Consider the following 23,032-nt stretch of genomic DNA (forward strand, 5'->3'; position numbering starts at 1 on the left):
ATATTTGTCGATGAATCTTAAGTAATTATGTCCCATAATAAACATTACATATATATCATAATTTTACTTTTCAGCTGTTGCCTATCAGCTCAGAAGTCGATAGAGGAAGATCCAGAAATAGCCCAAAATAACATTAGTTATCGTATTTCTCAATCTCAGATTGAACTAAAAAAATACAACTATTTTAATGCGCAGAAACATTTGGATGATGCATTATTACTGGCCGAAAAATTAGATAATAAGAAAAGTATTGGCTTAATATATGCGCTCAAGGGGCGTATCCAGCTTCTTATTGAACAAGAAGACAGAGCTATAAAATCCCTAAATAAGGCCATTGAGGTTCAAAGAATCATCGATGATAACTTTAATCTTGGGGGCTCTTATAAAACTTTTGGCGATGTATATTTAGCTAAAGCAGACTATTATTCAGCATTGGATTCTTATAGAGCGGCCAAATCGAAATTTGAAGAAGAAGAATTAAACGAGGAACTTGCGGAAACCTTGCTTTGCGAAGGCAAAACCTATATTGCTTTAAAAAACTATAATAAAGCCAGAGATGTTATTGAACAAGCACTGGCTATTACTATAAAGTATGATTATCCTAGAACACAAAGTGAAGCTTTAATTAACCATGCTCTGGTTTATGACAAGCTTGGAAATAATGACAAGGCTTTGGCTGTAGGCATAGAAGGTATTCAAATAGCAAAACAGGCAAACTATAGCAATATATTAAATGAGGGGTATCTTATACTTAGTAATCTTTACAACAATATTGGAGATTATAAAGCTTCTAGAAACTATTTAAATGCCTATTTAAAGTTATCTGATTCTATAAGGGGTTTAACTAAAATTCATTCCTCCCAAGATCAAGAAACTCAATATTTACTCAATGAAGAAATTGAAAAGAACAACCAAATTGTTGAAAAACTAGAACAGGCTGAAGACGATAAAAATTTAGGAACTTTAATTTCTATTTTAAGTGTTGCTTTAATTACCATCTTATCGCTTCTAACCTTATCACTCTACAAAAACAACAATATTAGACTAAAAACCAATAATATGCTCCATAAAAAAAACGGGGAGTTAATTATTGCAAAAGAAAAGGCTGAGTTAGCATCTAAGACAAAAGCTAATTTCTTATCTACCGTAACACACGAGTTAAGAACACCTTTGTACGCAGTTACTGGTTTAAGTAATATGCTTCTCGAAGAAAACCCGAAACCAGAACAAGTTCAGCATTTAAAATCTTTAAAGTTTTCGGGAGATTATTTGTTAACCTTTATAAATGATATTCTTCAAATTAATAAAATTGAGGCTAATAAGGTTGAGGTAGAATTAGAACCTTTTAATCTTAAAAAGAAGATAAACAACATTATTCTTGCACTAAACAACTCTGCTCAAGACAATAATGTTAAAATTCACTTTGAATACGATCAAAATCTGACTGAAAACTTTATCGCAGATCAACTGAAGATTTCTCAGATACTAATCAATTTAGTTGGTAACTCAATTAAATTCACCAAAGATGGAGATATCTGGATTCGCGTTTATAAAATTGAAGAAGCTGGTAAAATTTACACCTTAAGATTTGAAGTTGAAGACAATGGTATTGGTATAAGTCAAGAAAAGCAGGATCATATGTTTGAGAGTTTCTCTCAAGGCTCTATTCAAATCAATCGTAAATACGGCGGTACAGGATTAGGGTTATCCATTGTAAAAGGGCTTATCGATATTCTTAAAGGTAAAATATACGTTAAAAGTGAATTAGAAAAAGGAACGACTTTCTATTTTGAAATTCCTCTTGAGCATACTACTGTAGAAGAAGCTAAAGAGAAAAAAGTGAATTATTTTGATGGTAACAAAGAAGATCTAGACTTAACCAATGTGAAGATTTTAGTGGTTGAAGACAACAAAATAAACCAAATGATCACTAAAAAGATTCTTACCAAAATGGAGTTAAAATGTGATATTGTAGACAATGGAGAAGATGCTGTAGATATGATAAAAGCCAACGACTATAACATAATTTTAATGGATATTCATATGCCAGGAATAAGTGGTATTGAAGCGACTAAAATTGTTAGGTCATTTGATAAAGAATTAACCATATTCGCACTTACAGCAGTTACTATTGAAGATAAAATGCATGAATTTGAAGAAGCTGGTTTTACAGATATTATACCCAAACCTTTCAAACAAGAAGAATTCGAGAAAAAGCTTTATAACGCCCTAGCTTCAAAAAAAGGAAGTTCTACGAATGCTTAACAAAGTCTAAAATGTACTCATTAAATCCTGCGGCGTCATCAATAGTAACAGCTATTGGTAAATAATAGAGCTTATGTTCAAGTATTTCATATTGTTTTAAGCGCATAAAGTCTTTTTCGGTAGTTAGTATTAACTCTTTTTTAGACAGATTCATAATATCATCTTCAGAAAAATTATGATGATCGTTAAACTCTAAATGATCAAATAATAGAGTTTCACCTTTTAGAAAATCTACTAACGGGAAGGCATTGGCAATACCAGTAACCAACGTAAATCTTCGCAAAGAACTAAGTTCGATAGAATCATTGGTAGAATAAACCAATTTTGAATAGGATATTGCACTAAAAAAAACTTTTTGATGTGCTAATGGGCTTATATACTTTATTATCTTATTTTTTTCTGAATCATTTAAGTCTGGAGGGCACTTCGTAACAACAATTGCATTGGCTCGTTTAGCCCCACTTTTAGGTTCACGCAAGTCACCAAATGGCAAAACAATATCTTTATAATAAGGTTTTTTAAATGTGGTAAGTAAAATATTAAAGCCTGCCTTCACCTTTCTGTGCTGATAGGCATCGTCTAATAAGATAACCTCTGGTTCAAATGCCTTTAAGTTATTAATCCCACGTCGCCTATTAGCATCTACTGCAACGCCAACACCATCGTTATGATACTTTGTGTAAAATTGAAATGGTTCATCTCCAATAGTATCGGCAGAGTCATTAGAATCTGCTAAACGGAAACCTTGTGTTTTTCTTTTATATCCCCTACTTAATGTTGCTACTTTATAATCATCTTTTAATGACTCTATTAAATACTCTATCATGGGTGTTTTTCCTGTACCCCCAACACTTAAATTCCCAACACAAATTACTGGGAAGTTATATGATATAGAAGGTTTCATTCCAACATCATATAACTTGTTTCGCAACCAAGTAACCATATAATAAATGGGAACAACAGGAAACAATAATTTTCTTAGTAGGTTCATAGCAACGAAAGTAATTCTTTTATCTTTGAAATTAAATACAAATTAGTATGATTGTACAAGACGTTATAAACCATATTGAAGAATTTGCGCCATTGGCCTATGCAGAAGACTTTGACAATGTAGGGCTTCTGGTAGGAGACAAACAACAAAAAGTTACTGGCATTCTGGTTACACTTGACACCCTTGAATCTGTTGTTGACGAAGCTATTTCAGAAAAATGTAATGTAATTGTTAGTTTTCATCCCATAATCTTTAAAGGTTTAAAAAAACTAAATGGTAAAAACTATGTTGAACGTGCCGTAATGAAAGCCATAAAAAACGATATTGCCATTTACAGCATGCATACAGCCTTAGATAATGCCATAAACGGCGTGAATAGTATGATCTGTGATCGATTGGAGTTGATTAATAAACGTATTTTAATACCACAAAATGGGAATATTAAAAAACTAACAACCTATGTTCCTGCAGCTGAAGCAGACTTGTTAAGGACAGCTTTGTTTAAAGCTGGAGCAGGGAAGATTGGTAACTATAGCGACTGTAGTTTTAATATTGATGGTATTGGGACCTTTAACGGTAATAAGGAATCAAATCCTACTAAAGGCATAAAAGGAACTATTCACAAGGAAAATGAAACCAAAATAACTGTAACCTTTGAAAAGCATTTAGAATCTAGAATTTTAAAAGCACTGTTTAAAAATCATTCTTACGAAGAGGTGGCCTATGAAGTGATTAGTTTAGAAAACAAAAATCAAGCTATTGGTATGGGCATGATTGCGGAGCTCCCCGAATCGTTAAGCGAACCGAAGTTTCTGGACTATCTAAAAACCAAAATGAACACACCTTGTATAAGACATTCTGCTTTTTTAAACAAACCGGTCAAAAAAATAGCTGTTTTAGGAGGCTCAGGTAGTTTTGCTATTCAAGCCGCCAAAGCAGCAGGTGCAGACGTTTTTGTAACTTCAGATTTAAAATATCACGATTTTTTTACGGCAGAAGATAGCATCCTTTTAGCTGATATTGGTCATTACGAAAGTGAGCAATTCACAAAAAATGGTTTAGTAGCGCTTCTTACAAAAAAAATTACTAATTTTGCAATCATTTTATCAAAGACAAATACCAATCCTGTTAAGTATTTTTAAAGTATGGCTAAAAAGAAAGAAGTAACTGTTGAAGAGCGCTTAAGAGCTTTATACGATTTACAACTCATCGATTCTCGTATAGATGAAATAAGAAATGTTCGCGGAGAACTTCCTTTAGAAGTTCGTGATTTAGAGGATGAAGTTGCTGGATTAAACATAAGACTAGAAAAACTGGTTGCTAACTTGGAAGTAATAGATAATGATATTGCTGGAAAAAAGAATTTGATTGAAGAATCAAAAGCTTTAATGAAAAAATATGCCGAACAGCAAAAAAATGTTAGAAACAACAGAGAATATAATTCTTTGACTAAAGAAATTGAATTTCAAGAGTTAGAAATAGAGTTAGCTGAAAAGCATATTAAAGAATTTAAAGCTCAGATTGAGCAGAAGAAAGAAGTTATTTCTGAGACCAAAGAGCGTTTAAAAGAACGTGAAAATCACTTAAAGCACAAAAAAGGTGAACTTGATGCTATATTAGCGGAAACCGAAAAGGAAGAGCAAGCTTTGCTTGAAAAATCGGAGGAATACAAGAGACAAATCGAAGAACGCTTAGTCTCTGCCTATACAAGAATAAGAACCAACGTAAAGAACGGATTAGCAGTAGTACCTATTGAAAGAGGAGCTTCAGGAGGTTCTTTCTTTACCATCCCACCACAAATACAGGTTGAAATTGCTTCTCGTAAAAAAGTAATTACAGACGAGCATAGTGGAAGAATTTTAGTGGATGCCGTTTTAGCTGAAGAACAAAAAGAAAAAATGGAAAAACTTTTTTCAAAACTTTAATCCATTTTAATCATAAAGATTAAGCCTCCATTTATTGGGGGCTTTTTTTGTGATAAATTTTTTACCATACTATTAAGGTTTTAAGTTTTTATTCGTCTACTATCAAGTAAGACTTTAATAAAATTACCTTTAATTAGGAAATGAAACCTATTATTTCAAATGAAAAAGCTAATACCATTATTGATCGTAACCATTCTGTTTAGTTGTCACAATACGGCTCAAGTGAGCTCAAAACAACAAGCAGTTATAACAGCGCAGCCTGTTGAAGTACCCATAAAAGAAGGAAAAGCCCGAGCCTATTTTGCAAGTGGTTGTTTTTGGTGTGTTGAAGCCATTTACGAAAGCGTAAAAGGCGTTGAAGAATCCATATCAGGGTATTCTGGTGGCTACACTAATAACCCCACTTATAAGGCTAGCAATACAGGGAAAACTGGACATGCCGAAGCCGTTGAAATTATTTACGATCCTAAAGTTGTAAGTTTTGAAACCTTGGTGAATGTATATTTTGCCTCTCAAAACGTGACTCAAGTCAACGGGCAAGGTAACGACAAAGGCTCGCAATACCGTTCTATCATTTTTTATCAAAACGAAAACCAAAAAGCCATCATTTTAAAAAAGAAGGACTCATTGGAAAAGACTTTAAAAATAAAGGTAGCGGCAGAAGTTTATCCCTTTCAAAAGTTCTGGATTGCTGAAGATTATCACCAAGATTTTGAAAAACGCAACCCCAATCATCCATATATTCAGAATGTATCCATTCCGAGATTAAATAGATTTAAGTCTAAGTTCCCAAAAGAGTTTTTAAAACATTAAATATTTAAAAACACAAACCCTTACTATGTTAAAAATAGTAAGGGTTTAACGTTTATAATATATCAGCCTATTTCGAAAAAAAGAATAATATAAATCTAAGAATAAAAGAGGGCTTACAATTTCATAGTAACCCCTAAGGCTCCAGCTGTTCCTTGGGTACTGCCTCCACCAAACTCTAAGAAAATACCCCATTTATCATTCCAAAACCATCTTCCACCAACATGGAGTCCTATGTCAAATCCACTACTATCATTTCCGTCTCCAATATGTATGGCATATCCTGCGCCAGCTCCACCATAAACATCCCAGGCCTCATCTGTTAAACCAAAGATATTATCAAAATAATAATTTGCTCGAACAGCTAAGGTTAACCAATCCAAATTAAGATTAGTTCCAGCACCAGGAGCAATTGTAATATCATTATGCACTGGAATCTCATAGTTTACTCCTACAAAACCAAAGTTAAGCTCACTTCTGGCTTGACCAAAAACATGAGTAGAAAGGCACATAATTAGTAGTGCTGTAAAAAAAAGTGTTTTCTTCATAATTAATAAGTTTTTATGGTTGTAATGTTTAATCTAATTTACAATTTATTTCTAAGCTACAACTATTTTATACTTCTAATCTGATGCTTTTTACCTAAGGTTTAGTTGCTTTAATTTCAAAAATTAAAGGATACAACTTATCCTTTGTTATATACATACCCGACTGTGTCCTTATTAAATTAGGCAGAACATTATAGGGACTTTCGTTATGTTCCCTCAAAAATTCGATTCGCAGACCTGCTTCGCTTAAAGCTGAAATTATTTCACCCAAACCATGATTCCAGGTATACTCTTTACTCATAATTTTTGAACTTTCATCTGCATAAGTTCCTTCATATGCTTCATAAATAACATCTTTTTGCATGTAGCCGTATTTTAACTTTGGTACATTTTCTAAATAATCAAACATCCATACTATCGGATGAAATTCTGCCATAAAAAAAACACCCCCTGGTTTTAAACACTCAGCAATCATTTGTCCCCAAGGCTCTAAATCTGGCAACCATCCTATTACACCGTAACTAGTAAAAACAATATCGAAAGTCTCTTTTATAACACTAGACGTATCTAAAACATTACAACAAATAAACTTGGCATCTAAATTCAATTCCTTATTTAATTGTTTAGCGAAAACAATACCTTCATCACTCAAATCTACACCCGTGCATTTAGCACCTAACCTACTCCAACTTAATGTATCTTGTCCAAAATGACATTGCAAATGCAATAATGATTTCCCTGAAACATCGCCTAAAGTGGCCAATTCATAAGGCATTAGAGACGATTTACCGTTCATAAAAGATTCTAAACTATACATATCACTTTTTGCATGCACTTTCACCTTAGCATTCCAAGTGGCTTTATTAGTTTCAAAATAATTATCGTTATTAGTCATTTTCAAGTAATATCTTTGTTAAAATCTAAATTATGAAAAAACTTCTTTACTCCTTTTGCTTCCTTACAATAATAACAAGTTGCAAACAAAAGCAAGCTTCTAAAATTCTTATAAATAAGCTCTCTACAGAAGAAAAAATAGCCAATGCACATGGTTTTGAAAACTGGAAAAACGTTTCTGAAATTCAATTTACTTTCAACAAAAAAAGGAATTGGATATGGCAACCAAAAACTGATGATGTAACGTTAATAACAGAAACGGACACTATAAACTACAACAGAAAATCAATAGACAGTCTATCCAAAAAAACAGACCGCGCTTTTACAAACGATAAATTTTGGTTATTAATTCCATTTCAGTTGGTTTGGGATGCTGGAACAACAATTTCGGAACCTATTAAAGAGATAGCTCCTATTAGTAAAACTGAAATGAATAAAATTACCCTTTTGTATGGCTCGGAAGGAGGCTATACACCGGGTGATGCTTACGACATTTATTTTGACGACACTTATACTATTAAAGAATGGGGCTTTAGAAAAGGAAATAAGCCAAAAGCTGGATTAATAAACACCTTTGAAAACTACAAGGATTTTAACGGTATAAAAATTGCTCAAGATCATAAAAGAAACAAAGGCGACTGGAATTTGACGCTTACCGATATTAGCGTTAAGACAAATTAAATTTTTTTAACTCTAACCGTAAGTAAAACATCTAAATACTGACCCATTATCGTATATAAAGTATAGTAGTATTTTCCGCGTTATGCGTCTATATATATTTAAAGTGCTTAAATCAATGGTTTAAGCACTTTGTTTTTCTAGCCAATAAATTGTGATTTTACATGAGACCCGTCGCAATAAGGCTTATTGTGGGAAGCTCCGCACCTACAAAAGGCGGTGGTTTTATTTTTTATTTCTGAAGTGCCGTCCTTATTTACCACATTCAACGTACCGTAAACTAACAACGGACCATTTTCTAGAACTTCAACTTTCGTATCTAAAGTAGCGGCCGAATGATCTTCTTTGTTATTCATATAAAAGCTTAAGGCTCCAGAAGGACACTGTTTCACTTGATTAATTAAATCTTCTGTTTCAGCCTTATCAATTCTAATCCAAGGTCTTACTTTGGGTCTAAACACGTTTGGGAGCCCTTTTACACAAATTCCTGAGTGAATACATGATGCTGCCTCCCAAACAATAGTAACCTCTCCATTAGTATATTCTTTTACTTTCCCCATAATTTGAAGTTTTTACTAAATATACGAAAAAATCCGCCTCGAAATCTTATGTTTTCACTCATAAGTTCTAAGTTTATATTGTTTATTTTTGTTAGAAACCGAAAACTAAATCACCTTGTCTAATTATAAATCTGGACTTGAATACGCCCTAGAGCAAGATCTAAATGACCCATTAAAAGCATACAGAAATCTATTTCATATACCAAAGAACGAACGTGGTAACGAATGGATTTATATGACGGGTAACTCATTGGGGCTTCAGCCTAAAAGCACAAAAAAATATATCAATCAAGAATTAGGCGACTGGGCAAATCTGGGTGTTGAAGGACATACCCAAGGTAAAACACCATGGCTTCCTTACCATGAATTTTTAACCAAATCTATGGCAAAAATTGTAGGGGCCAAACCTATAGAAGTCGTTGTTATGAATACCCTTACGGTAAACCTCCATCTCATGATGGTATCCTTTTACCAACCTACCAAATCGCGTTATAAAATACTTATTGAAAGTGATGCCTTTCCTTCCGATAAGTACGCTGTTGAATCTCAACTACGTCATCACGGCTTTAATGATAAGGAAGGTGTTGTTTTATGGAAACCCAGAAAAAACGAAACCTTACTCCGATATGATGATTTAGAAGATATTCTTGAAAAACAGGGGAATGAAATCGCCTTAATCATGATAGGTGGCGTAAATTATTACACTGGCCAGTTTTTTGATTTGAAACGAATTTCCAAACTTGGACATGACAAAGGTTGTGTTGTTGGTTTTGATTGTGCTCATGGCGCTGGGAATGTTAAACTTAATTTACATGATTCTGGAGCGGATTTTGCTGTTTGGTGTACCTATAAATATTTAAACGCTGGTCCTGGCAGTTTAGCAGGATGTTTTATTCATGAACGGCATGCTCACAATAAAAACCTAAACCGATTTACAGGATGGTGGAGCCATAATAAGAATACGCGATTTAATATGCGAGATGAATTTGACCAACTTCCCGGCGCTGAAGGCTGGCAATTAAGCAACCCCCCTATTCTATCTCTAGCAGCCATAAAAGCCTCATTAGACATGTTCGAAGAAGTTGGAATGGACAACCTTGTGGTTAAATCGAAAAAACTAACTGGCTATTTTGAATTTCTGCTAAAAAATCTTGGGGAAGATATTGTCAAAATTATTACTCCAAACGATGTAAACCAACGAGGGTGCCAACTCTCTATTCAGGTTAAACGTAACAATAAAGCGTTACACGATAAATTAAACAGTCAAGGCTTTATTAGTGACTGGAGAGAACCTGATGTGATTAGGTGCGCCCCAGTACCACTGTATAATACATTTGAAGACGTCTATAAATTTGTGGAAAAACTAAAAGCTATTATAAATGAATAAACAACAAAACGTTCTCATTATTGGTGCTGGGCTTTGCGGAAGCCTTTTAGCGCTTAGATTAGGTCAAAGAGGCTATAACGTAAACGTTTATGAAAAAAGACCTGATCTACGAAAGGTAAATATAAGTTCAGGACGCTCGATAAATTTAGCATTTTCAAATAGAGGCCTGAAAGCTATGAAATTAGTGGGATTACAAGATTTGGTTACTAAGCTATGTATTCCCATGCATGGAAGAATGATTCATGATAGTCATGGAAATGTATTTCTATCCAATTACAGCGGAAGATCGAATGAGTATATTAACTCTGTTTCTCGGGAAGGCCTTAACGCACTTCTTTTAAATGAAGCTGAAAAACATGAGAATGTAAATCTATTTTTCAATAAAAAATGTAAATCTGTAGACTTTCAAAAAACAACCGCATTATTCAAGGACTATGGTAGTAAAAACGAATTTATTGAAGATGCCGATGTTATTATCGCAACCGATGGAGCAGGATCCGTTATGAGGAAAAGTTATTATTTGGGAAAGAAGTTTTTATTTAGTTTTTCTCAACAGTATTTAACTCATGGTTATAAAGAGCTGTGTATTCTTCCAAAAGAAAATGGTGATTTTAGAATTGAAAAAAACGCACTTCATATATGGCCAAGAGGCAGTTTTATGCTCATTGCACTGCCAAATTTAGATGGTAGTTTTACCGTTACACTTTTCTTGAGTTTTGATGAAGGCAACTACAATTTTAACAATCTAAAATCAGAAGATGCCGTCTTGGAGTTTTTTCAGAAAGAATTTCCAGATGCCCTAGCCCTGATGCCAAATTTAATTGATGATTTTTTCAACAACCCAACCTCTCCTTTGGGAACTATAAAATGTAACCCTTGGCATTATAAAGGGAATACCCTTTTAATGGGTGATGCCGCTCATGCCATAGTTCCTTTTTATGGCCAAGGCATGAACGCCTCTTTTGAAGATGTGGTAGAGTTTGATAAGGTATTAGACCAGAATTTAGGTAATTGGGAAGCAACCTTTAAGACATACGAGGCTACCAGGAAAAAAGATACTAATGCTATTGCTGATTTAGCTATTGATAATTTTCATGAGATGAAAGACCATGTTGCTAACCCCATTTTTATTGAAAAGCGCAAACTTGAAATGGCTCTAGAAAACCAATTCCCAACAAAATATGCATCAAAGTATTCTATGGTCACATTCAATGAAAATATGGGATATAACGAGGCGATGCTAAAAGGAAGAGCACAGGATAAAGCAATAATAAACCTATTATCTCAAAATAACTTTAATTTAGAAGACGATTTAGAGTTAACTCTTAATAAAATAAATCAAGAAACCGAAACCATTCTTGAAGAAGATAGAATTGCTGGTTTTAAACATGATTAGAAACCTATTTAACCTATTCTTAAAGTAGAATACAACCATAATGCTTAATGACTGAAATCGCAAAAGGGGTTTATTTTTCATCGGATTATACACAAATGAATTTTGACCTAATTTATGATGTTATAAAGAATTCATATTGGGGGAAGTCAAGAACAAAACAACAGCAGTTATTAGCAATGAACAGCAGTATTAATTTTGGCCTTTTCATTAATAAAAAACAAGTTGCCTACACCCGAGTTTTAACAGATTATTCTTTTTTTGCATACCTTATGGATGTTTTTGTTGTAAAAAACGAACAAGGAAAAGGATACTCTAAATTATTGCTTCAAGCCGTTTTTCAATTCCCAAAATTAAACAACATTGATAAATGGATGCTAGCAACTAAAGACGCTCATAGCCTTTACAATAAGTTTGGATTTAATACCATAGAGAGCCCTGAAAAACTGATGGAAAAACTAAATACTAAAGCAAAAAAACATATTTGAATAACAATGGATCTTAAACTCAATAATAAAAACGCACTTGTTTGTGGTAGCACGCAAGGAATTGGAAAAGCAACAGCTTTCACTTTGGCTGCTGAAGGCGTTAATGTTACGCTAGTAGCTAGAAATAGAGAAAAGCTTAAAGCGGTTTTAGCTGAGTTACCTCAGCACAGAAATCATAGTTATATTGTTGCAGATTTTTCAAATCCTAGAGACCTTCAAGAGCAAGTTATTAAGTTTATTGAAAAACAGCATGGCTTTCATATTTTAGTAAATAATACGGGAGGCCCAAGAAGTGGCGATATTTTACATGCTAGTCTAGATGAATTTGAAAACGCCTTTACTAAACACGTTAAATGTAATCATATATTGGCACAAGCTACAATACCCTATATGAAAGATATAGGTTTTGGAAGAATTATTAACATAATTTCAACCTCAGTAAAAGAACCTATTCCTGGGCTTGGCGTGAGTAATACCATTAGAGGTGCGGTTGGTAATTGGAGTAAAACTCTTTCTGTTGAAGTCGGGGCTTTTGGAATTACAGTTAATAACGTTTTACCAGGTTTTACAGATACAGAAAGATTGGCTGAAATTATTGCAATTAAGGCCAAATCTGAAGAAACCAATGAAGATGAAATGACAGAGATTATGAAAAACTATACACCGGCTAAACGATTTGCTCAGCCAGAAGAAACAGCAAGTTTAATAGCCTATTTAGCAAGTGAATCTGCAGGATATATCAACGGTGTAAATATTCCTGTTGATGGTGGCCGAACAAAATCTTTATAAATACCATTAATTTTTACAGTTAGCATTTCAGATTAGCAAAACCAGTTAATCTTTTTTATCTTTAACTATAAAGTTTTTTAAGATAAACCAAACTCAAAGTTTAATTTGAGTGACTCTCTACTGGGGAGATAAACGTATTTTTTTCTATGAGTCATTTAACGTCTCCTATAAATTTTAAAGCTTGGATTGAAGAAAACAGACACCTTTTAAAACCACCTGTTGGTAATAGAGTGGTATGGAAAGATGGCGATTTTATTGTTATGGTTGTAGGTGGTCCTAACAACAGGAAAGACTATCACTACAATGAAACTCCAGAGTTTTTCTATCAAGTTGAAGGTGATATAGTTTTAAAAATTATTGACAAAGGCACACCTAAAGATGTACATATAAAAGAAGGCGATATTTATTTGCTACCCCCAAAAGTACCACATTCACCTCAGCGCGGGGCTAATACCGTTGGTTTGGTTATTGAGTATAAAAGACCCAAAGGCATTCGGGACGCCTTACTCTGGTTTTGCGAAAATTGCGTCACTAAACTCTATGAAGAAGACTTTACCTTAGAAAATATTGAAACAGATATGCCTAAAATTTTTGACACGTATTACAAGGACAAAGACAAACGAAGCTGTCCAAATTGTGGTCATATTATGGAACCGCCAAAGAAAGTTAAAATTGATTAAAATGAAAAACGTCATTACCAGAAAGTTATGACGAAGTAATTTCTTAATAATAAATAGATTGCCAGAGCTAGTGCCTCGCAATGACATCATGGAAACACGTAAGCTTAGAATTAACGGTCATTCTCATCTACTTCCCTATCCAGAAGAGATTCCTAAATTTATGCATGAAAAAGGAATTTTTTGGGTAGATAAAGACCGTAAATTTATGCTTCAAAAAGGATGGAAACGCCCTGTTACAGACTCTAGTTTTTTTTTAAATGAAAAGCTTGAGTGGATGGAGCGAAACCAGTTAGATCATGCCGTTGTTTTAAATCTTTCTCAGCTCTATGGAAACGGATTACGCGTGGAAGAAATGAAAAAAGCGCTTAGATTTCAAAATGATTTTAATGCTAGAATACAACATGACCATCCCGATAAATTTACATGTGGATTTGTGGTACATCCTGGTTTTGTAAGAAGTGCTTGTTGGGAAATTGAGCGCTGCGTTGAACAACACGGGCTGCAACTACTTTGTTTACCAACTCATTACATGGATACTATTGGCACCTGGCGGTGTATTTTTGACGAAGAAAACGAACCTATTTTTGAATTAGCAAATCAATACAATTTGGCGGTAGAAATACATCCTTATGATGGTGAAAAATTTATTAAGCTAGAGAACACCTCGTGGCGATTTCATCTTATCTGGATGTTAGCCCAATGTGCAGATGCCTATCACTTCTTAACTCTTAATGGCTACCAAGAGAAATACCCCAATATGCGCACCTGTTTTGCTCATGGTGGACAACTAGCACAAATTAATTTAGGCCGACGTATACAAGGCTTTGACGGTAGACCTGATTTATTTGAAGGCAAGCACCACCCAAGAAAAGCAGTAGGTCATAAAAATATTTTCTTTGATACATTGGTTCATGATACTGGTGGCTTAGAACTCTTAATACGGAATCATGGATCTAAACAAGTTATTATGGGACTGGACGATCCTTACCCTTTAGGGGAAATGGAAAGCGATAAACAATCATCTTATCCTGGGAAAATATTAGATTTGGCCATAAAGAGAAAGATTATTGATCAAGCAGACTATGATGCTATTTGGGAAGGTAATGTTATTAGGTGGCTTTGTGGCGATGATATTATTGCTAAAAAACAATTAATTAATAGAATCTTAAATTAATGCATTTTATACCAGAAAACTTAGACGATTATGTAGTGGCACATTCAGAAGACGAACCTGAATTATTACAGCAATTAAACCGAGAAACCAATCAAAAAATCCTACAACCACGTATGCTTAGCGGGCATTACCAAGGACGGCTGTTAAGCATGATTTCAAAGCTGGTTAACCCAAAAAACATATTAGAAATTGGCACCTACACAGGTTATTCGGCACTATGTTTAGCTGAAGGCATGCAGGCTTCTGGACAACTTCATACTATTGATATAAATGAAGAATTATTTGATTTCCAAAGGAAGTATTTCGACAAATCTGGTTTGGGTAAACATATCATACAGCACCTTGGTAATGCATTAGACATCATCCCTAAACTTGAAAATACTTTTGATTTAGTTTTTATAGACGCCGATAAAGAAAATTACTCCAATTATTTTAATGTCGTTATAGACAAACTAAACCCTGGTGGTATTATTTTATCAGATAATGTTCTTTGGAGTGGCAAAGTACTTGAAAGTACCTTTAAAAAAGAAGATACGTCCACCCCAGCCCTAATTGCTTATAATGCCCTTTTAAAAGAAGATAATAGAGTAGAGACCGTGATGCTCCCTATAAGAGATGGTTTGACTATAAGTAGAAAAATATAACACCACGCTAGGATGCCTTTATATGGGTTTTCTTGTAGGAATCACGATCGCAAAGCGTATGTGTTAGTTTAATCTGGTTTTTTACCAAATCGATTAAATGATCTTTAACCATTGGTTTTTCTATGATATCGTTAAAACCAATAAACAGAAGGTCTTCAAATGCTTTAGCGGACAATGAATAATCTGTTACCCCCAAAACAGGTATGTGCTTATTCGATTTTCTAATGGCTTTAGTAGCTTCACACCCATTCAATATTGGCATTTGCAAGTCCATAATAATTAAGTCATACTTGCAGGTCTCAAAAGCACAAATGGCTTCCCAGCCGTTTTCTACGCTATTTACCTTAAAATGTTCCTGCTCTAATATGTCGGCAATATTATTTTGGCTTATTATATCATCTTCAGCTATCAGAATAGTAAATGAGTTGGTTTTATTGGTTTGTTCAAAACTTTGATGAATTAATCTTTTATTGTAAGACGATGAATGCGGCCTAGCTAAACTAAATTCAAAACCATTGTTATTTTTAGTTTGCCGCTGCAGTTGTGGTTTAGAACGTCTATTTACTTCAAATTTATCTGAAAAAAGTGAACGCCAACAACTACTAAGTAGATTGATTTTCATGAGGTTAAATTCTTAGTTTTGGGATAACTAATCTAGAAAAATCAACTATTAAAATATTTTTTCTATCAAAAATTTCGTTGAAACGAATATTTTTAATGACAAAGAAAAAAAGCTCACATTAAAAATCGGTAAAACTAATTGATTCTAAAATTTACGTTTTACAGAGCCTGTAAAATCTTCTAAATCATCTTTAACCTTATCTAACTCCTTTTTCACATCGGAGGTAATACTGGTATCTATACCGTTGTTTTCTGCCGTTTTGGTTATTTCATGCTTAATATCATTAGTGGCGTCTTTTAAAGTTCTCATGCCTTTACCAAGTCCTCGTGCTATTTCTGGTAATTTATCTGCACCAAACACCATGATGACAATAAATAGAATAAAAGCTATTTCTGCACCGCTGATAAATAAAAATGTAGTTTGTTGTATCACGACACAAATATAGTGAGTTGTTTGCTTAGAATAAAAAAAGCCGATTTAAAAAACCGGCTCTTTATAAATATTATCCTTTTACTTTTTTCTTAAATTGCTCGAACTCGCTTGGTTCTTCTTTTCGAGGCCAAGAATTATTTGAGGTATCAATATCGGCTGTTTCTTCATTTGGATCAATTACAATCGACACAATCTCTTTTTCTGAAGCTATAGCTTTGCTTACTTCATTATCATTAAACCTCCATATTTGAGCTGGATATGTTTCTGTTTTCGAGGTACCATCGGCGTAAACATACTTCACAATTATAGGCATAACTAACCCCCCTGGCTTTTCGAAAGTAATATTGTAGAAAAATTTTGGTGATTTCATATTGGCTCTTTCTTCCGCAGTAAAATTATCCATAAGATATTCTTTCACGGGTACTGAACTCTCTAAAAGCGATTTCCCTTTCATACTTGTCTTATAGTCCTCACTACCCTCTTCTACCATATAAACTAATGGTGCTAAATCTTTAAGCTTAAGTCCTCTTTCTTCTGCTATATCTTTAACATATCTATTAGGTTTAGAGCTCACATAATACTTTTTCACTTCTTTGACTCCAATATCTACCCAATCGGTTGTGTAAAACCAACCTCTCCAATACCAATCTAAATCGAAGGCAGAGGCGTCTTCCATCGTTCTAAAAAAGTCCTCTGGTGTGGGGTGCTTAAATTTCCAACGATTAGCATATTCTTTAAAGGCATAATCAAACAACTCCTTGCCCATTACGGTTTCTCTAAGAATATTTAATGCCGTTGCTGGTTTTCCATAGGCGTTATTACCAAATTGATAGGTATTTAGACCCTTGGTCATTATTGGAGCTATGTAATCCTGATTACCACTCATGTATGGTACAATCATTTTTGCTGGACCCCTATCTGAAGGGAAGTGTTTATCATCAGGTGACAAGGCAGCCGGATATTTTTCTCCAAAATCTTGTTCGGCTACGTATTGTAAAAAGGTATTTAAGCCCTCGTCCATCCATGTCCATTGACGCTCGTCACTATTAACAATCATAGGAAAAAAGTTATGTCCTACTTCATGAATTATAACGCCCATCATGCCATACTTTACCCTATCACTATATGTTCCATCTGCTTTAGGCCTTCCATAATTCCAGCATATCATGGGGTATTCCATACCCTGTTGTTTGGCATGCACCGATATCGCTTTATGGTAAGGATAATTGAATGTCATTCTTGAATACGTTTCAAGAGTACTTGCAACAGCCTTGGTAGACCATTCTTCCCACAAGGGGTTACCTTCTTTAGGATATAAGGACACAGCCATAACGTCTTTATCTCCAATTTTTACGGCCATCATATCCAAAATAAACTTTCGCGAAGTCGCAAAACCAAAGTCGCGCACGTTTTCAGCTTTGAATTTCCAGGTTTTTGTGGCTTCTGAAAAACCTTGTTCCTTTAATCTCGCTTCGGTTTCATCAACAATTATAATAGGAGTATCAAATGATTTCTTTGCTTGTTCATACCGTTGCATCATTACTTTCGTGTAAACCTCTTTTCTATTGGTTAGTACCCCAGTTCCATCCAAAATATGATCTGCAGGTACTGTAATGTTTACCTCATAATCGCCAAATGGCAGGGCAAACTCATCTCGTCCCCAAAATTGAGAATTCTGCCACCCTTCAACATCACTATATACCGCCATTCTTGGAAAAAACTGAGCTATTACATAAGCTTTATTACCATCTTTTGGGAAATATTCGTAACCCGATCGACCATCTTCAACAACATGGTCGTTTATATTATACCACCACTTAATTGAAAAGGAAAACGTATCACCATGGTTTAATGGTTGCGGAAGCTCAATTCGCATCATCGTTCTGTTTATCATGTGCTGTAATGGATTACCACCTGTATCTGAGACTTCTAAAATATTAAAACCTCTTTCTTGCGGTTCCTTCAAATAACTATTGGTAAACCCTTCTGGTCTAAAAACAGGATCAAAACTCCCACTTTCAATTAACGGCGACTTAGAATCTTTGGCTCGCTTATTTTGCTCAAGCTGAACCCATAAATATTTTAATTGATCTGGAGAATTATTCGTGTAAGTAATGGTTTCGTAACCAGATAATTTAGAGTTTTTGTCATCTAGTACAATATCCATCTTGTAATCTGCCTGCTGCTGATAATACGCATGTCCTGGTGCTCCAGAAGCTGATCGATACATATTTGGGGTAGCAAACTCATCATATAATTGCTTAAACTTATTCGTATTGGTATGTCCTTTTTGAGGCTCTTTTAGTTCCTGCTCTTGAGTGAACCCGACAAATGACATTAAAATTAAGCATAACAAGCTGCAAGTAATTTTTCTCATAACACTCTTAGTTTATTTAGATAGCGCTTTATTTATTCTTTTATGTAATAAATTCCAATAAAAAGTTGTCGAAAGTAATAAATTTACGAGGTTATTAACCTTTTTTAATTAAATTTTAACACCGCAGTGTCCTTTTTAGGATATAAAATAAAACTCTTTTCTTTAGAGTTAATTTTAGTCTTTACAATATTTTGCTGATCACTGAACACATCAAATAATACTTTATTGCTTACCTCGAAACTTTTAACATCCTTAATATTAATTATTTCGAGATAACATTTAACAACATCGACATCATATTCCTTCCCGATATAATTGAGTTCAACTGGAGTTTCGTTAATCTTAATTTTTAATTTTTCTTTTAAATAGCGTTCAATATAGAGCTCAACGATTTTCTGTTCGGTTTTGCCTGCAAGAATGATATTTTCATCATAACGCTCTTGCAGTAACTTTTCAAAATCATCAATAAAAATTCTAGATATTATTTGAATCGATTGTTTATCTTGAACATACTCTACCTGAGTAACACTCACATAATACTTATGCATACCTGAAAATGCAAGTAATGGTATTGCAACAAAGAATAAAATTATTCGAAGATATCTCATAATATCATTTTTGGCTAAAGTAATTAAAGAATAGAACTTCTATTACCTTTAAGTGGTTGTATCTTTTTCAAAAAACATTCTATAAAAACACTCTAGTCTTTATCTTCTCTTTTATTTTTCATGTATTGTGTATACTTTTCTTCCAAAAAAAGCCAAACTTCGAAATCGGTTTTATTTTGGCACCGCTCTAAAAAATTAGCATCATCCAAACAAAAGTAAAAGTAATCCATTCTATAATCTTGTAACAAAGGATTTAAATGAAAAAAGTCCTTGGATAAACGACTTTTAATACTTTGCATTAAAGTATTTTTCTTTTCAATAAGTATATGTTCTTTAAGCATTTTGGTTCGTCCAGTTATGGCATTTATTATTGGATTTAAAGGAAGTATTCCACCACCTGTTGTAGCTTCATGAAGTCTCCTCTCTGACTGCGTTGCAAGTTTCCCTGTGTATCCCGGAATTCCTAAATCGTAAAAATTTATGGGAGCTTTCCCTTCTGTGTTTTTAACATCATGTAACAAATCTCCAGTAAGTACCTTACCTACTATAACTTCATCCAGCTCGTTTACCTGTGTTTCTAAAGTTACTACCACTACGCCTGATTCCAGTATTTGTTCTGAAATAATTAGTTCTTGCGGCTTATATTGTATGGACGAAAAACTCAAAGTATCATGCAATTTTATTGGAATAACAAATGCTCCTAACGCATCTGTAACGGTAAAACGCCCAGATGTCCTATTTATAACATGAATATTTTCAGTACTCCCTTCTGATTTTGCAATTAATTCGCCATGCAATGCTTTAGACTGACTAAAACCAGAAAGTGAAATTATGCATAGTGAAATAACAAGAAAAAAAGACTTCAAACTACGGACTTTTGTTTTCTAAAGAACGTATTTCAAATCTTAAATAAAGTGTAAAGAGGTTATAATACTTTGTTAAAGATTATACAATATCAGCTTTTGTCTTTCAAAAATTCGATACTTTTTTTGTTGATGTACTCTAAAAATTCCATTTCATTTCCATAATTGAGCAGATTATAATCAAAATTATCTGCTTCAACGAATTGAATAAATTCTTGAACTCTATGTTCAGGAATGCTAAAATTATCAACCAAAAACTCTGCTCCAAAATAATACTTAATGGATTCAATAGGAACTTCTGGAACCCCAGACTTTTTCTTATCGGGAACTTCACTTCTAAATAATGGAAGTAATAACTGATCCACAACATTAACAATATTTAATCCGTTTATCATGTGCTGCTGCTGATAGTTCATTCCTAAATTACTTACCTGAGTTTTTTCATCTGTTTCAAAATTATACTCAGAACTATGTCGAACTCCAAAATATAGCGCGTCTAATTTAGGGTTAAACGAATCACTATCCTCTACATCGGCTCCCAAATTACCTGTAAGTCCCTTTGTACTAACAACAACCTCATCTAATTTATTTATCTCTTCAATCAAAAAGAGTTTCATCTTTCTGGACTCCATTATTGCTTCATTTACAGAAAACTTAATATTTTGATATTGCAGCGCACTAACCTCTATATTATCGTTAAGAAGCACCTGAATCTTGAACTCGCCATTTTCGTCGGTAATGGTACCATTATTAGATGTGGTATTAAAAATGGTAATCCCTGCAACATCGCTACCTTCTACAATAATTTTTCCAGATACCTCAACACGAGTTGCATTTTGAGCTGAAACTAAAAATGATATTAAGAATGCAAAAATTGGAACTATTCGTTTCATACACTTTTTATTTTCAAATTACTACTTTAATTTTTATTCTTAAAGTAAATAGATTATTTTTTTAAAAGTAAATTTAACGCGCCTAATACATTTTTTTATGAAGCATATTATTATTGCCAGCACTTCTACCATTCATGGAAGTACTTATTTAGAGTATATACTTGAAGATTTACAGGTTTTTTTTAAAGATGTTGAAAGTATTTTATTTATTCCTTATGCCAGACCCAGTGGCATCTCTCACGACGATTATACCATAAAAGCAAAAAGTGCCTTTGAAAAAATTGGAATAGCTGTTCGTGGCATCCACGAATATGACCAACCGAAAGATGCCATAGAAAAAGCTGAAGCTATTTTTGTAGGAGGCGGCAATACTTTTGTACTTACCAATCAATTGTATAAAAACGATTTAATTTCTACTTTAAAAAGAACCATCAATAGAGGTACGCCTTACCTTGGAACTAGTGCAGGAAGTAATATTTGTGGGCTTTCAATTAAAACTACCAACGACATGCCCATAGTTTATCCTCCTAGTTTTAATGCATTGGGCTTGGTGTCTTTTAATATTAATCCACATTATCTTGATCCTGATGCCTCTAGTACGCATATGGGAGAAACCAGAGAAACGCGAATTCAGGAGTTTCACCATTACAATACACAGCCAGTTATTGGCCTTAGAGAAGGAAGTTGGTTAGAAGTTAAAGAAAACTCTATCTTACTAAAAGGAGCGCTTACAGCAAGAGTGTTTGAGTACAACAAACCTCCTTATGAAATAGCTCCTAATTCTGAATTAAGAGATTTAAAATAAAAAAGCTTCATCGTTATGATGAAGCTTTTTGAGCGGGAGACCGGGTTCGAACCGGCGACATTCAGCTTGGAAGGCTGACGCTCTACCAACTGAGCTACTCCCGCAATAATTCGGATGCAAATATATATAAACCCCGTTATCTTTCCCAAGAAAAAATTACAACTTTTTTAAAAAATGAAATCCTAATATCTTGAAACCCTCATTAAAATAAAACTTATGTGACGAAGCATTTGTAACATAGGTATTTAGCTCCATAGCCTCACAACCTTTGGTTCTAACATGATTATAAATCCAATTAAAAAAATCTTTACCTATACCCTTTCCTCGATAAGCTTTCTCGATAAAAACATGATCTGGCTCAACACTTTTGCCAGAATAATGCCTTGTACAGTACCAAAGCCCACAAACCCCCACTAGGGAACCTGAATCGTAAATACCCATACACTCATAATTCTGGGTAAACATTTCCTCAAATCTGGCTCTTAAAACTGTGACAGAAACCTCATTATTATTAAGTTTTTGCACCAACGGAATAACATCGCCTATTCTATTAGCTTCCACTCTACTAAAAGTAATATTCATACTAAAATTATAACATCCTGTTAATTATGGCTAAAATTTTCTAAGTTTGAGATAATAACAATAATAATAAATAACACTGAATCATCAATACCTCTAACTATCATATAAAACTAATCAATTCTGAAGAGACTTATAAGGTTAGACACCCTGTTTTAAGAACCAATAAACCAATTAAGACCTGTGTCTTTAATGGAGATAACCTCCCATCTACCTTACATATAGGTCTTTACAGTAATAACAATATAATTGGTGTGGTCTCTTTTTTTAAAAATACGCACAAAACCATATTTGGTCCCAATCAATATCAATTAAGGGGTATGGCTGTTTTGGAGGAATTTCAGGGTAGAGGCTTAGGGACTAAATTACTCAAGTTTGGCGAAAATATTTTAAAAGAAAAAAACATAGACATAGTTTGGTGCAATGCTAGAGAGATAGCCGTTCCATTCTATAATAAAAACAACTACAAGACTACTGGAGAACCTTTTACAATACAGAGTATTGGTATTCATTATGTTATGTGTAAACCACTAGGAACTTAATGTTTGCAGTTTTTTGTGACTTAATATCAAAATAGGGTCTAAATATTATCGCCAAAAAATTTTGTAATTTTAGTTACTAATCAGT

At 33.8% G+C, this 23,032-nt stretch carries 25 protein-coding genes and 1 tRNA gene; 14 read left to right on the forward strand and 12 right to left on the reverse strand.

All coding sequences use genetic code 11. The annotated features are described in order from the left end of the window. Nucleotides 1-27: 27 nt before the first annotated feature. Complete coding sequence (locus E5D58_RS00965; RefSeq protein WP_136479962.1) at nucleotides 28-2,265, forward strand: ATP-binding protein; 2,238 nt, start codon at nucleotides 28-30, stop codon at nucleotides 2,263-2,265. Here the strand turns inward: E5D58_RS00965 and lpxK are convergent. After that, nucleotides 2,252-3,256, reverse strand: a complete 1,005-nt coding sequence (lpxK, locus tag E5D58_RS00970) for a tetraacyldisaccharide 4'-kinase (protein ID WP_136479963.1) — start codon at nucleotides 3,254-3,256, stop codon at nucleotides 2,252-2,254. The two genes, E5D58_RS00965 and lpxK, sit on opposite strands and share 14 nt — an antisense overlap. Before the next feature lie 47 nt (nucleotides 3,257-3,303). Between lpxK and E5D58_RS00975 the strand changes: the two genes are divergently transcribed. From E5D58_RS00975 to msrA, 3 genes are all read left to right on the forward strand, one after another. Beyond that, nucleotides 3,304-4,398 (forward strand): Nif3-like dinuclear metal center hexameric protein, encoded by a 1,095-nt coding sequence (locus E5D58_RS00975; protein WP_136479964.1) that lies wholly within the window; start codon nucleotides 3,304-3,306, stop codon nucleotides 4,396-4,398. Between the two features lie 3 nt (nucleotides 4,399-4,401). Further along, the gene (locus E5D58_RS00980) at nucleotides 4,402-5,181 is read left to right on the forward strand and encodes a zinc ribbon domain-containing protein (protein WP_136479965.1); all 780 of its coding nucleotides are present in this window, start codon (nucleotides 4,402-4,404) and stop codon (nucleotides 5,179-5,181) included. Nucleotides 5,182-5,340: 159 nt separating this feature from the next. Further along, nucleotides 5,341-5,994 (forward strand): peptide-methionine (S)-S-oxide reductase MsrA, encoded by a 654-nt coding sequence (gene msrA, locus E5D58_RS00985; RefSeq protein ID WP_136479966.1) that lies wholly within the window; start codon nucleotides 5,341-5,343, stop codon nucleotides 5,992-5,994. 113 nt (nucleotides 5,995-6,107) lie between these two features. On the opposite strand, the gene E5D58_RS00990 is transcribed toward msrA, so the two are convergent. Then, on the reverse strand, nucleotides 6,108-6,539 hold the full coding sequence (locus E5D58_RS00990; protein ID WP_136479967.1) for a hypothetical protein: 432 nt from the start codon (nucleotides 6,537-6,539) through the stop codon (nucleotides 6,108-6,110). A gap of 94 nt (nucleotides 6,540-6,633) precedes the next feature. Next, nucleotides 6,634-7,434, reverse strand: coding sequence for a class I SAM-dependent methyltransferase (locus tag E5D58_RS00995; protein WP_136479968.1), 801 nt, complete (start codon nucleotides 7,432-7,434; stop codon nucleotides 6,634-6,636). Between the two features lie 32 nt (nucleotides 7,435-7,466). Between E5D58_RS00995 and E5D58_RS01000 the strand changes: the two genes are divergently transcribed. Further along, nucleotides 7,467-8,114 (forward strand): hypothetical protein, encoded by a 648-nt coding sequence (locus tag E5D58_RS01000; RefSeq protein ID WP_136479969.1) that lies wholly within the window; start codon nucleotides 7,467-7,469, stop codon nucleotides 8,112-8,114. A 137-nt stretch (nucleotides 8,115-8,251) separates the two neighbouring features. Here E5D58_RS01000 and E5D58_RS01005 read toward each other — a convergent pair whose 3' ends face one another. Further along, entirely contained in the window at nucleotides 8,252-8,671 is a 420-nt protein-coding gene (locus tag E5D58_RS01005) for a (4Fe-4S)-binding protein (RefSeq protein ID WP_136479970.1), read from the reverse strand. A gap of 115 nt (nucleotides 8,672-8,786) precedes the next feature. Here E5D58_RS01005 and kynU point away from each other — a divergent pair, with 115 nt between their 5' ends. From kynU to E5D58_RS01040, 7 genes are all read left to right on the forward strand, one after another. Then, nucleotides 8,787-10,058 (forward strand): kynureninase, encoded by a 1,272-nt coding sequence (gene kynU / locus E5D58_RS01010; protein ID WP_136479971.1) that lies wholly within the window; start codon nucleotides 8,787-8,789, stop codon nucleotides 10,056-10,058. Continuing rightward, nucleotides 10,051-11,454, forward strand: coding sequence for an FAD-dependent oxidoreductase (locus tag E5D58_RS01015; protein WP_136479972.1), 1,404 nt, complete (start codon nucleotides 10,051-10,053; stop codon nucleotides 11,452-11,454). The genes kynU and E5D58_RS01015 overlap by 8 nt, the downstream gene beginning before the upstream one ends. 47 nt (nucleotides 11,455-11,501) lie before the next feature. Continuing rightward, complete coding sequence (locus tag E5D58_RS01020; RefSeq protein WP_136479973.1) at nucleotides 11,502-11,939, forward strand: GNAT family N-acetyltransferase; 438 nt, start codon at nucleotides 11,502-11,504, stop codon at nucleotides 11,937-11,939. 6 nt (nucleotides 11,940-11,945) lie between these two features. After that, on the forward strand, nucleotides 11,946-12,728 hold the full coding sequence (locus E5D58_RS01025) for an SDR family oxidoreductase (protein WP_136479974.1): 783 nt from the start codon (nucleotides 11,946-11,948) through the stop codon (nucleotides 12,726-12,728). 146 nt (nucleotides 12,729-12,874) lie between these two features. After that, nucleotides 12,875-13,408, forward strand: coding sequence for a 3-hydroxyanthranilate 3,4-dioxygenase (locus E5D58_RS01030; protein WP_136479975.1), 534 nt, complete (start codon nucleotides 12,875-12,877; stop codon nucleotides 13,406-13,408). An 88-nt stretch (nucleotides 13,409-13,496) separates the two neighbouring features. Further along, nucleotides 13,497-14,582: an amidohydrolase family protein gene (locus E5D58_RS01035; protein WP_136479976.1), complete on the forward strand. Its 1,086-nt coding sequence runs from the start codon at nucleotides 13,497-13,499 to the stop codon at nucleotides 14,580-14,582. After that, nucleotides 14,582-15,226: an O-methyltransferase gene (locus E5D58_RS01040; RefSeq protein ID WP_136479977.1), complete on the forward strand. Its 645-nt coding sequence runs from the start codon at nucleotides 14,582-14,584 to the stop codon at nucleotides 15,224-15,226. The genes E5D58_RS01035 and E5D58_RS01040 overlap by 1 nt, the downstream gene beginning before the upstream one ends. Nucleotides 15,227-15,233: 7 nt before the next feature. Here the strand turns inward: E5D58_RS01040 and E5D58_RS01045 are convergent, their stop codons facing one another. The 6 genes from E5D58_RS01045 to E5D58_RS01070 all read right to left on the reverse strand — a co-directional run bounded on the left by E5D58_RS01045 (nucleotide 15,234) and on the right by E5D58_RS01070 (nucleotide 21,021). Continuing rightward, the gene (locus tag E5D58_RS01045) at nucleotides 15,234-15,848 is read right to left on the reverse strand and encodes a response regulator (RefSeq protein ID WP_136479978.1); all 615 of its coding nucleotides are present in this window, start codon (nucleotides 15,846-15,848) and stop codon (nucleotides 15,234-15,236) included. Between the two features lie 144 nt (nucleotides 15,849-15,992). Continuing rightward, nucleotides 15,993-16,280, reverse strand: coding sequence for a Sec-independent protein translocase subunit TatA/TatB (locus E5D58_RS01050; RefSeq protein ID WP_136479979.1), 288 nt, complete (start codon nucleotides 16,278-16,280; stop codon nucleotides 15,993-15,995). Between the two features lie 70 nt (nucleotides 16,281-16,350). Beyond that, complete coding sequence (locus tag E5D58_RS01055; protein WP_136479980.1) at nucleotides 16,351-18,657, reverse strand: M1 family metallopeptidase; 2,307 nt, start codon at nucleotides 18,655-18,657, stop codon at nucleotides 16,351-16,353. A gap of 104 nt (nucleotides 18,658-18,761) precedes the next feature. Next, on the reverse strand, nucleotides 18,762-19,265 hold the full coding sequence (locus tag E5D58_RS01060; RefSeq protein ID WP_136479981.1) for a DUF6702 family protein: 504 nt from the start codon (nucleotides 19,263-19,265) through the stop codon (nucleotides 18,762-18,764). Between the two features lie 92 nt (nucleotides 19,266-19,357). Next, on the reverse strand, nucleotides 19,358-20,131 hold the full coding sequence (locus E5D58_RS01065; protein WP_136479982.1) for a peptidase associated/transthyretin-like domain-containing protein: 774 nt from the start codon (nucleotides 20,129-20,131) through the stop codon (nucleotides 19,358-19,360). An 89-nt stretch (nucleotides 20,132-20,220) separates the two neighbouring features. Then, nucleotides 20,221-21,021 (reverse strand): carboxypeptidase-like regulatory domain-containing protein, encoded by an 801-nt coding sequence (locus E5D58_RS01070; protein ID WP_136479983.1) that lies wholly within the window; start codon nucleotides 21,019-21,021, stop codon nucleotides 20,221-20,223. Between the two features lie 97 nt (nucleotides 21,022-21,118). On the opposite strand from E5D58_RS01070, the gene pepE reads away from it, so the two are divergent. After that, on the forward strand, nucleotides 21,119-21,826 hold the full coding sequence (pepE, locus tag E5D58_RS01075; RefSeq protein WP_136479984.1) for a dipeptidase PepE: 708 nt from the start codon (nucleotides 21,119-21,121) through the stop codon (nucleotides 21,824-21,826). 31 nt (nucleotides 21,827-21,857) lie between these two features. Here pepE and E5D58_RS01080 read toward each other — a convergent pair. Continuing rightward, nucleotides 21,858-21,930: transfer RNA gene (locus E5D58_RS01080), tRNA-Gly, on the reverse strand. A gap of 52 nt (nucleotides 21,931-21,982) precedes the next feature. Next, nucleotides 21,983-22,408 (reverse strand): GNAT family N-acetyltransferase, encoded by a 426-nt coding sequence (locus E5D58_RS01085; RefSeq protein WP_136479985.1) that lies wholly within the window; start codon nucleotides 22,406-22,408, stop codon nucleotides 21,983-21,985. A gap of 170 nt (nucleotides 22,409-22,578) precedes the next feature. Between E5D58_RS01085 and E5D58_RS15080 the strand changes: the two genes are divergently transcribed. Beyond that, nucleotides 22,579-22,947 (forward strand): GNAT family N-acetyltransferase, encoded by a 369-nt coding sequence (locus tag E5D58_RS15080; RefSeq protein WP_394345700.1) that lies wholly within the window; start codon nucleotides 22,579-22,581, stop codon nucleotides 22,945-22,947. Nucleotides 22,948-23,032: the final 85 nt, after the last annotated feature.

Source organism: Cognatitamlana onchidii (genome assembly GCF_004804355.1).
In the GTDB taxonomy this organism is placed as follows: Bacteria; Bacteroidota; Bacteroidia; order Flavobacteriales; family Flavobacteriaceae; genus Cognatitamlana; species Cognatitamlana onchidii.

Excerpts from the sequence above, each read along its gene's own strand:
- E5D58_RS00965 (WP_136479962.1), top strand. The coding sequence starts at position 28 with ATGTCCCATAATAAACATTACATATATATCATAATTTTACTTTTCAGC.
- lpxK (WP_136479963.1), bottom strand. The coding sequence starts at position 3,256 with ATGAACCTACTAAGAAAATTATTGTTTCCTGTTGTTCCCATTTATTAT.
- E5D58_RS00975 (WP_136479964.1), top strand. The coding sequence starts at position 3,304 with ATGATTGTACAAGACGTTATAAACCATATTGAAGAATTTGCGCCATTG.
- E5D58_RS00980 (WP_136479965.1), top strand. The coding sequence starts at position 4,402 with ATGGCTAAAAAGAAAGAAGTAACTGTTGAAGAGCGCTTAAGAGCTTTA.
- msrA (WP_136479966.1), top strand. The coding sequence starts at position 5,341 with ATGAAAAAGCTAATACCATTATTGATCGTAACCATTCTGTTTAGTTGT.
- E5D58_RS00990 (WP_136479967.1), bottom strand. The coding sequence starts at position 6,539 with ATGAAGAAAACACTTTTTTTTACAGCACTACTAATTATGTGCCTTTCT.
- E5D58_RS00995 (WP_136479968.1), bottom strand. The coding sequence starts at position 7,434 with ATGACTAATAACGATAATTATTTTGAAACTAATAAAGCCACTTGGAAT.
- E5D58_RS01000 (WP_136479969.1), top strand. The coding sequence starts at position 7,467 with ATGAAAAAACTTCTTTACTCCTTTTGCTTCCTTACAATAATAACAAGT.
- E5D58_RS01005 (WP_136479970.1), bottom strand. The coding sequence starts at position 8,671 with ATGGGGAAAGTAAAAGAATATACTAATGGAGAGGTTACTATTGTTTGG.
- E5D58_RS01015 (WP_136479972.1), top strand. The coding sequence starts at position 10,051 with ATGAATAAACAACAAAACGTTCTCATTATTGGTGCTGGGCTTTGCGGA.
- E5D58_RS01020 (WP_136479973.1), top strand. The coding sequence starts at position 11,502 with ATGACTGAAATCGCAAAAGGGGTTTATTTTTCATCGGATTATACACAA.
- E5D58_RS01025 (WP_136479974.1), top strand. The coding sequence starts at position 11,946 with ATGGATCTTAAACTCAATAATAAAAACGCACTTGTTTGTGGTAGCACG.
- E5D58_RS01030 (WP_136479975.1), top strand. The coding sequence starts at position 12,875 with ATGAGTCATTTAACGTCTCCTATAAATTTTAAAGCTTGGATTGAAGAA.
- E5D58_RS01035 (WP_136479976.1), top strand. The coding sequence starts at position 13,497 with ATGGAAACACGTAAGCTTAGAATTAACGGTCATTCTCATCTACTTCCC.
- E5D58_RS01040 (WP_136479977.1), top strand. The coding sequence starts at position 14,582 with ATGCATTTTATACCAGAAAACTTAGACGATTATGTAGTGGCACATTCA.
- E5D58_RS01045 (WP_136479978.1), bottom strand. The coding sequence starts at position 15,848 with ATGAAAATCAATCTACTTAGTAGTTGTTGGCGTTCACTTTTTTCAGAT.
- E5D58_RS01055 (WP_136479980.1), bottom strand. The coding sequence starts at position 18,657 with ATGAGAAAAATTACTTGCAGCTTGTTATGCTTAATTTTAATGTCATTT.
- E5D58_RS01060 (WP_136479981.1), bottom strand. The coding sequence starts at position 19,265 with ATGAGATATCTTCGAATAATTTTATTCTTTGTTGCAATACCATTACTT.
- E5D58_RS01070 (WP_136479983.1), bottom strand. The coding sequence starts at position 21,021 with ATGAAACGAATAGTTCCAATTTTTGCATTCTTAATATCATTTTTAGTT.
- pepE (WP_136479984.1), top strand. The coding sequence starts at position 21,119 with ATGAAGCATATTATTATTGCCAGCACTTCTACCATTCATGGAAGTACT.
- E5D58_RS01085 (WP_136479985.1), bottom strand. The coding sequence starts at position 22,408 with ATGAATATTACTTTTAGTAGAGTGGAAGCTAATAGAATAGGCGATGTT.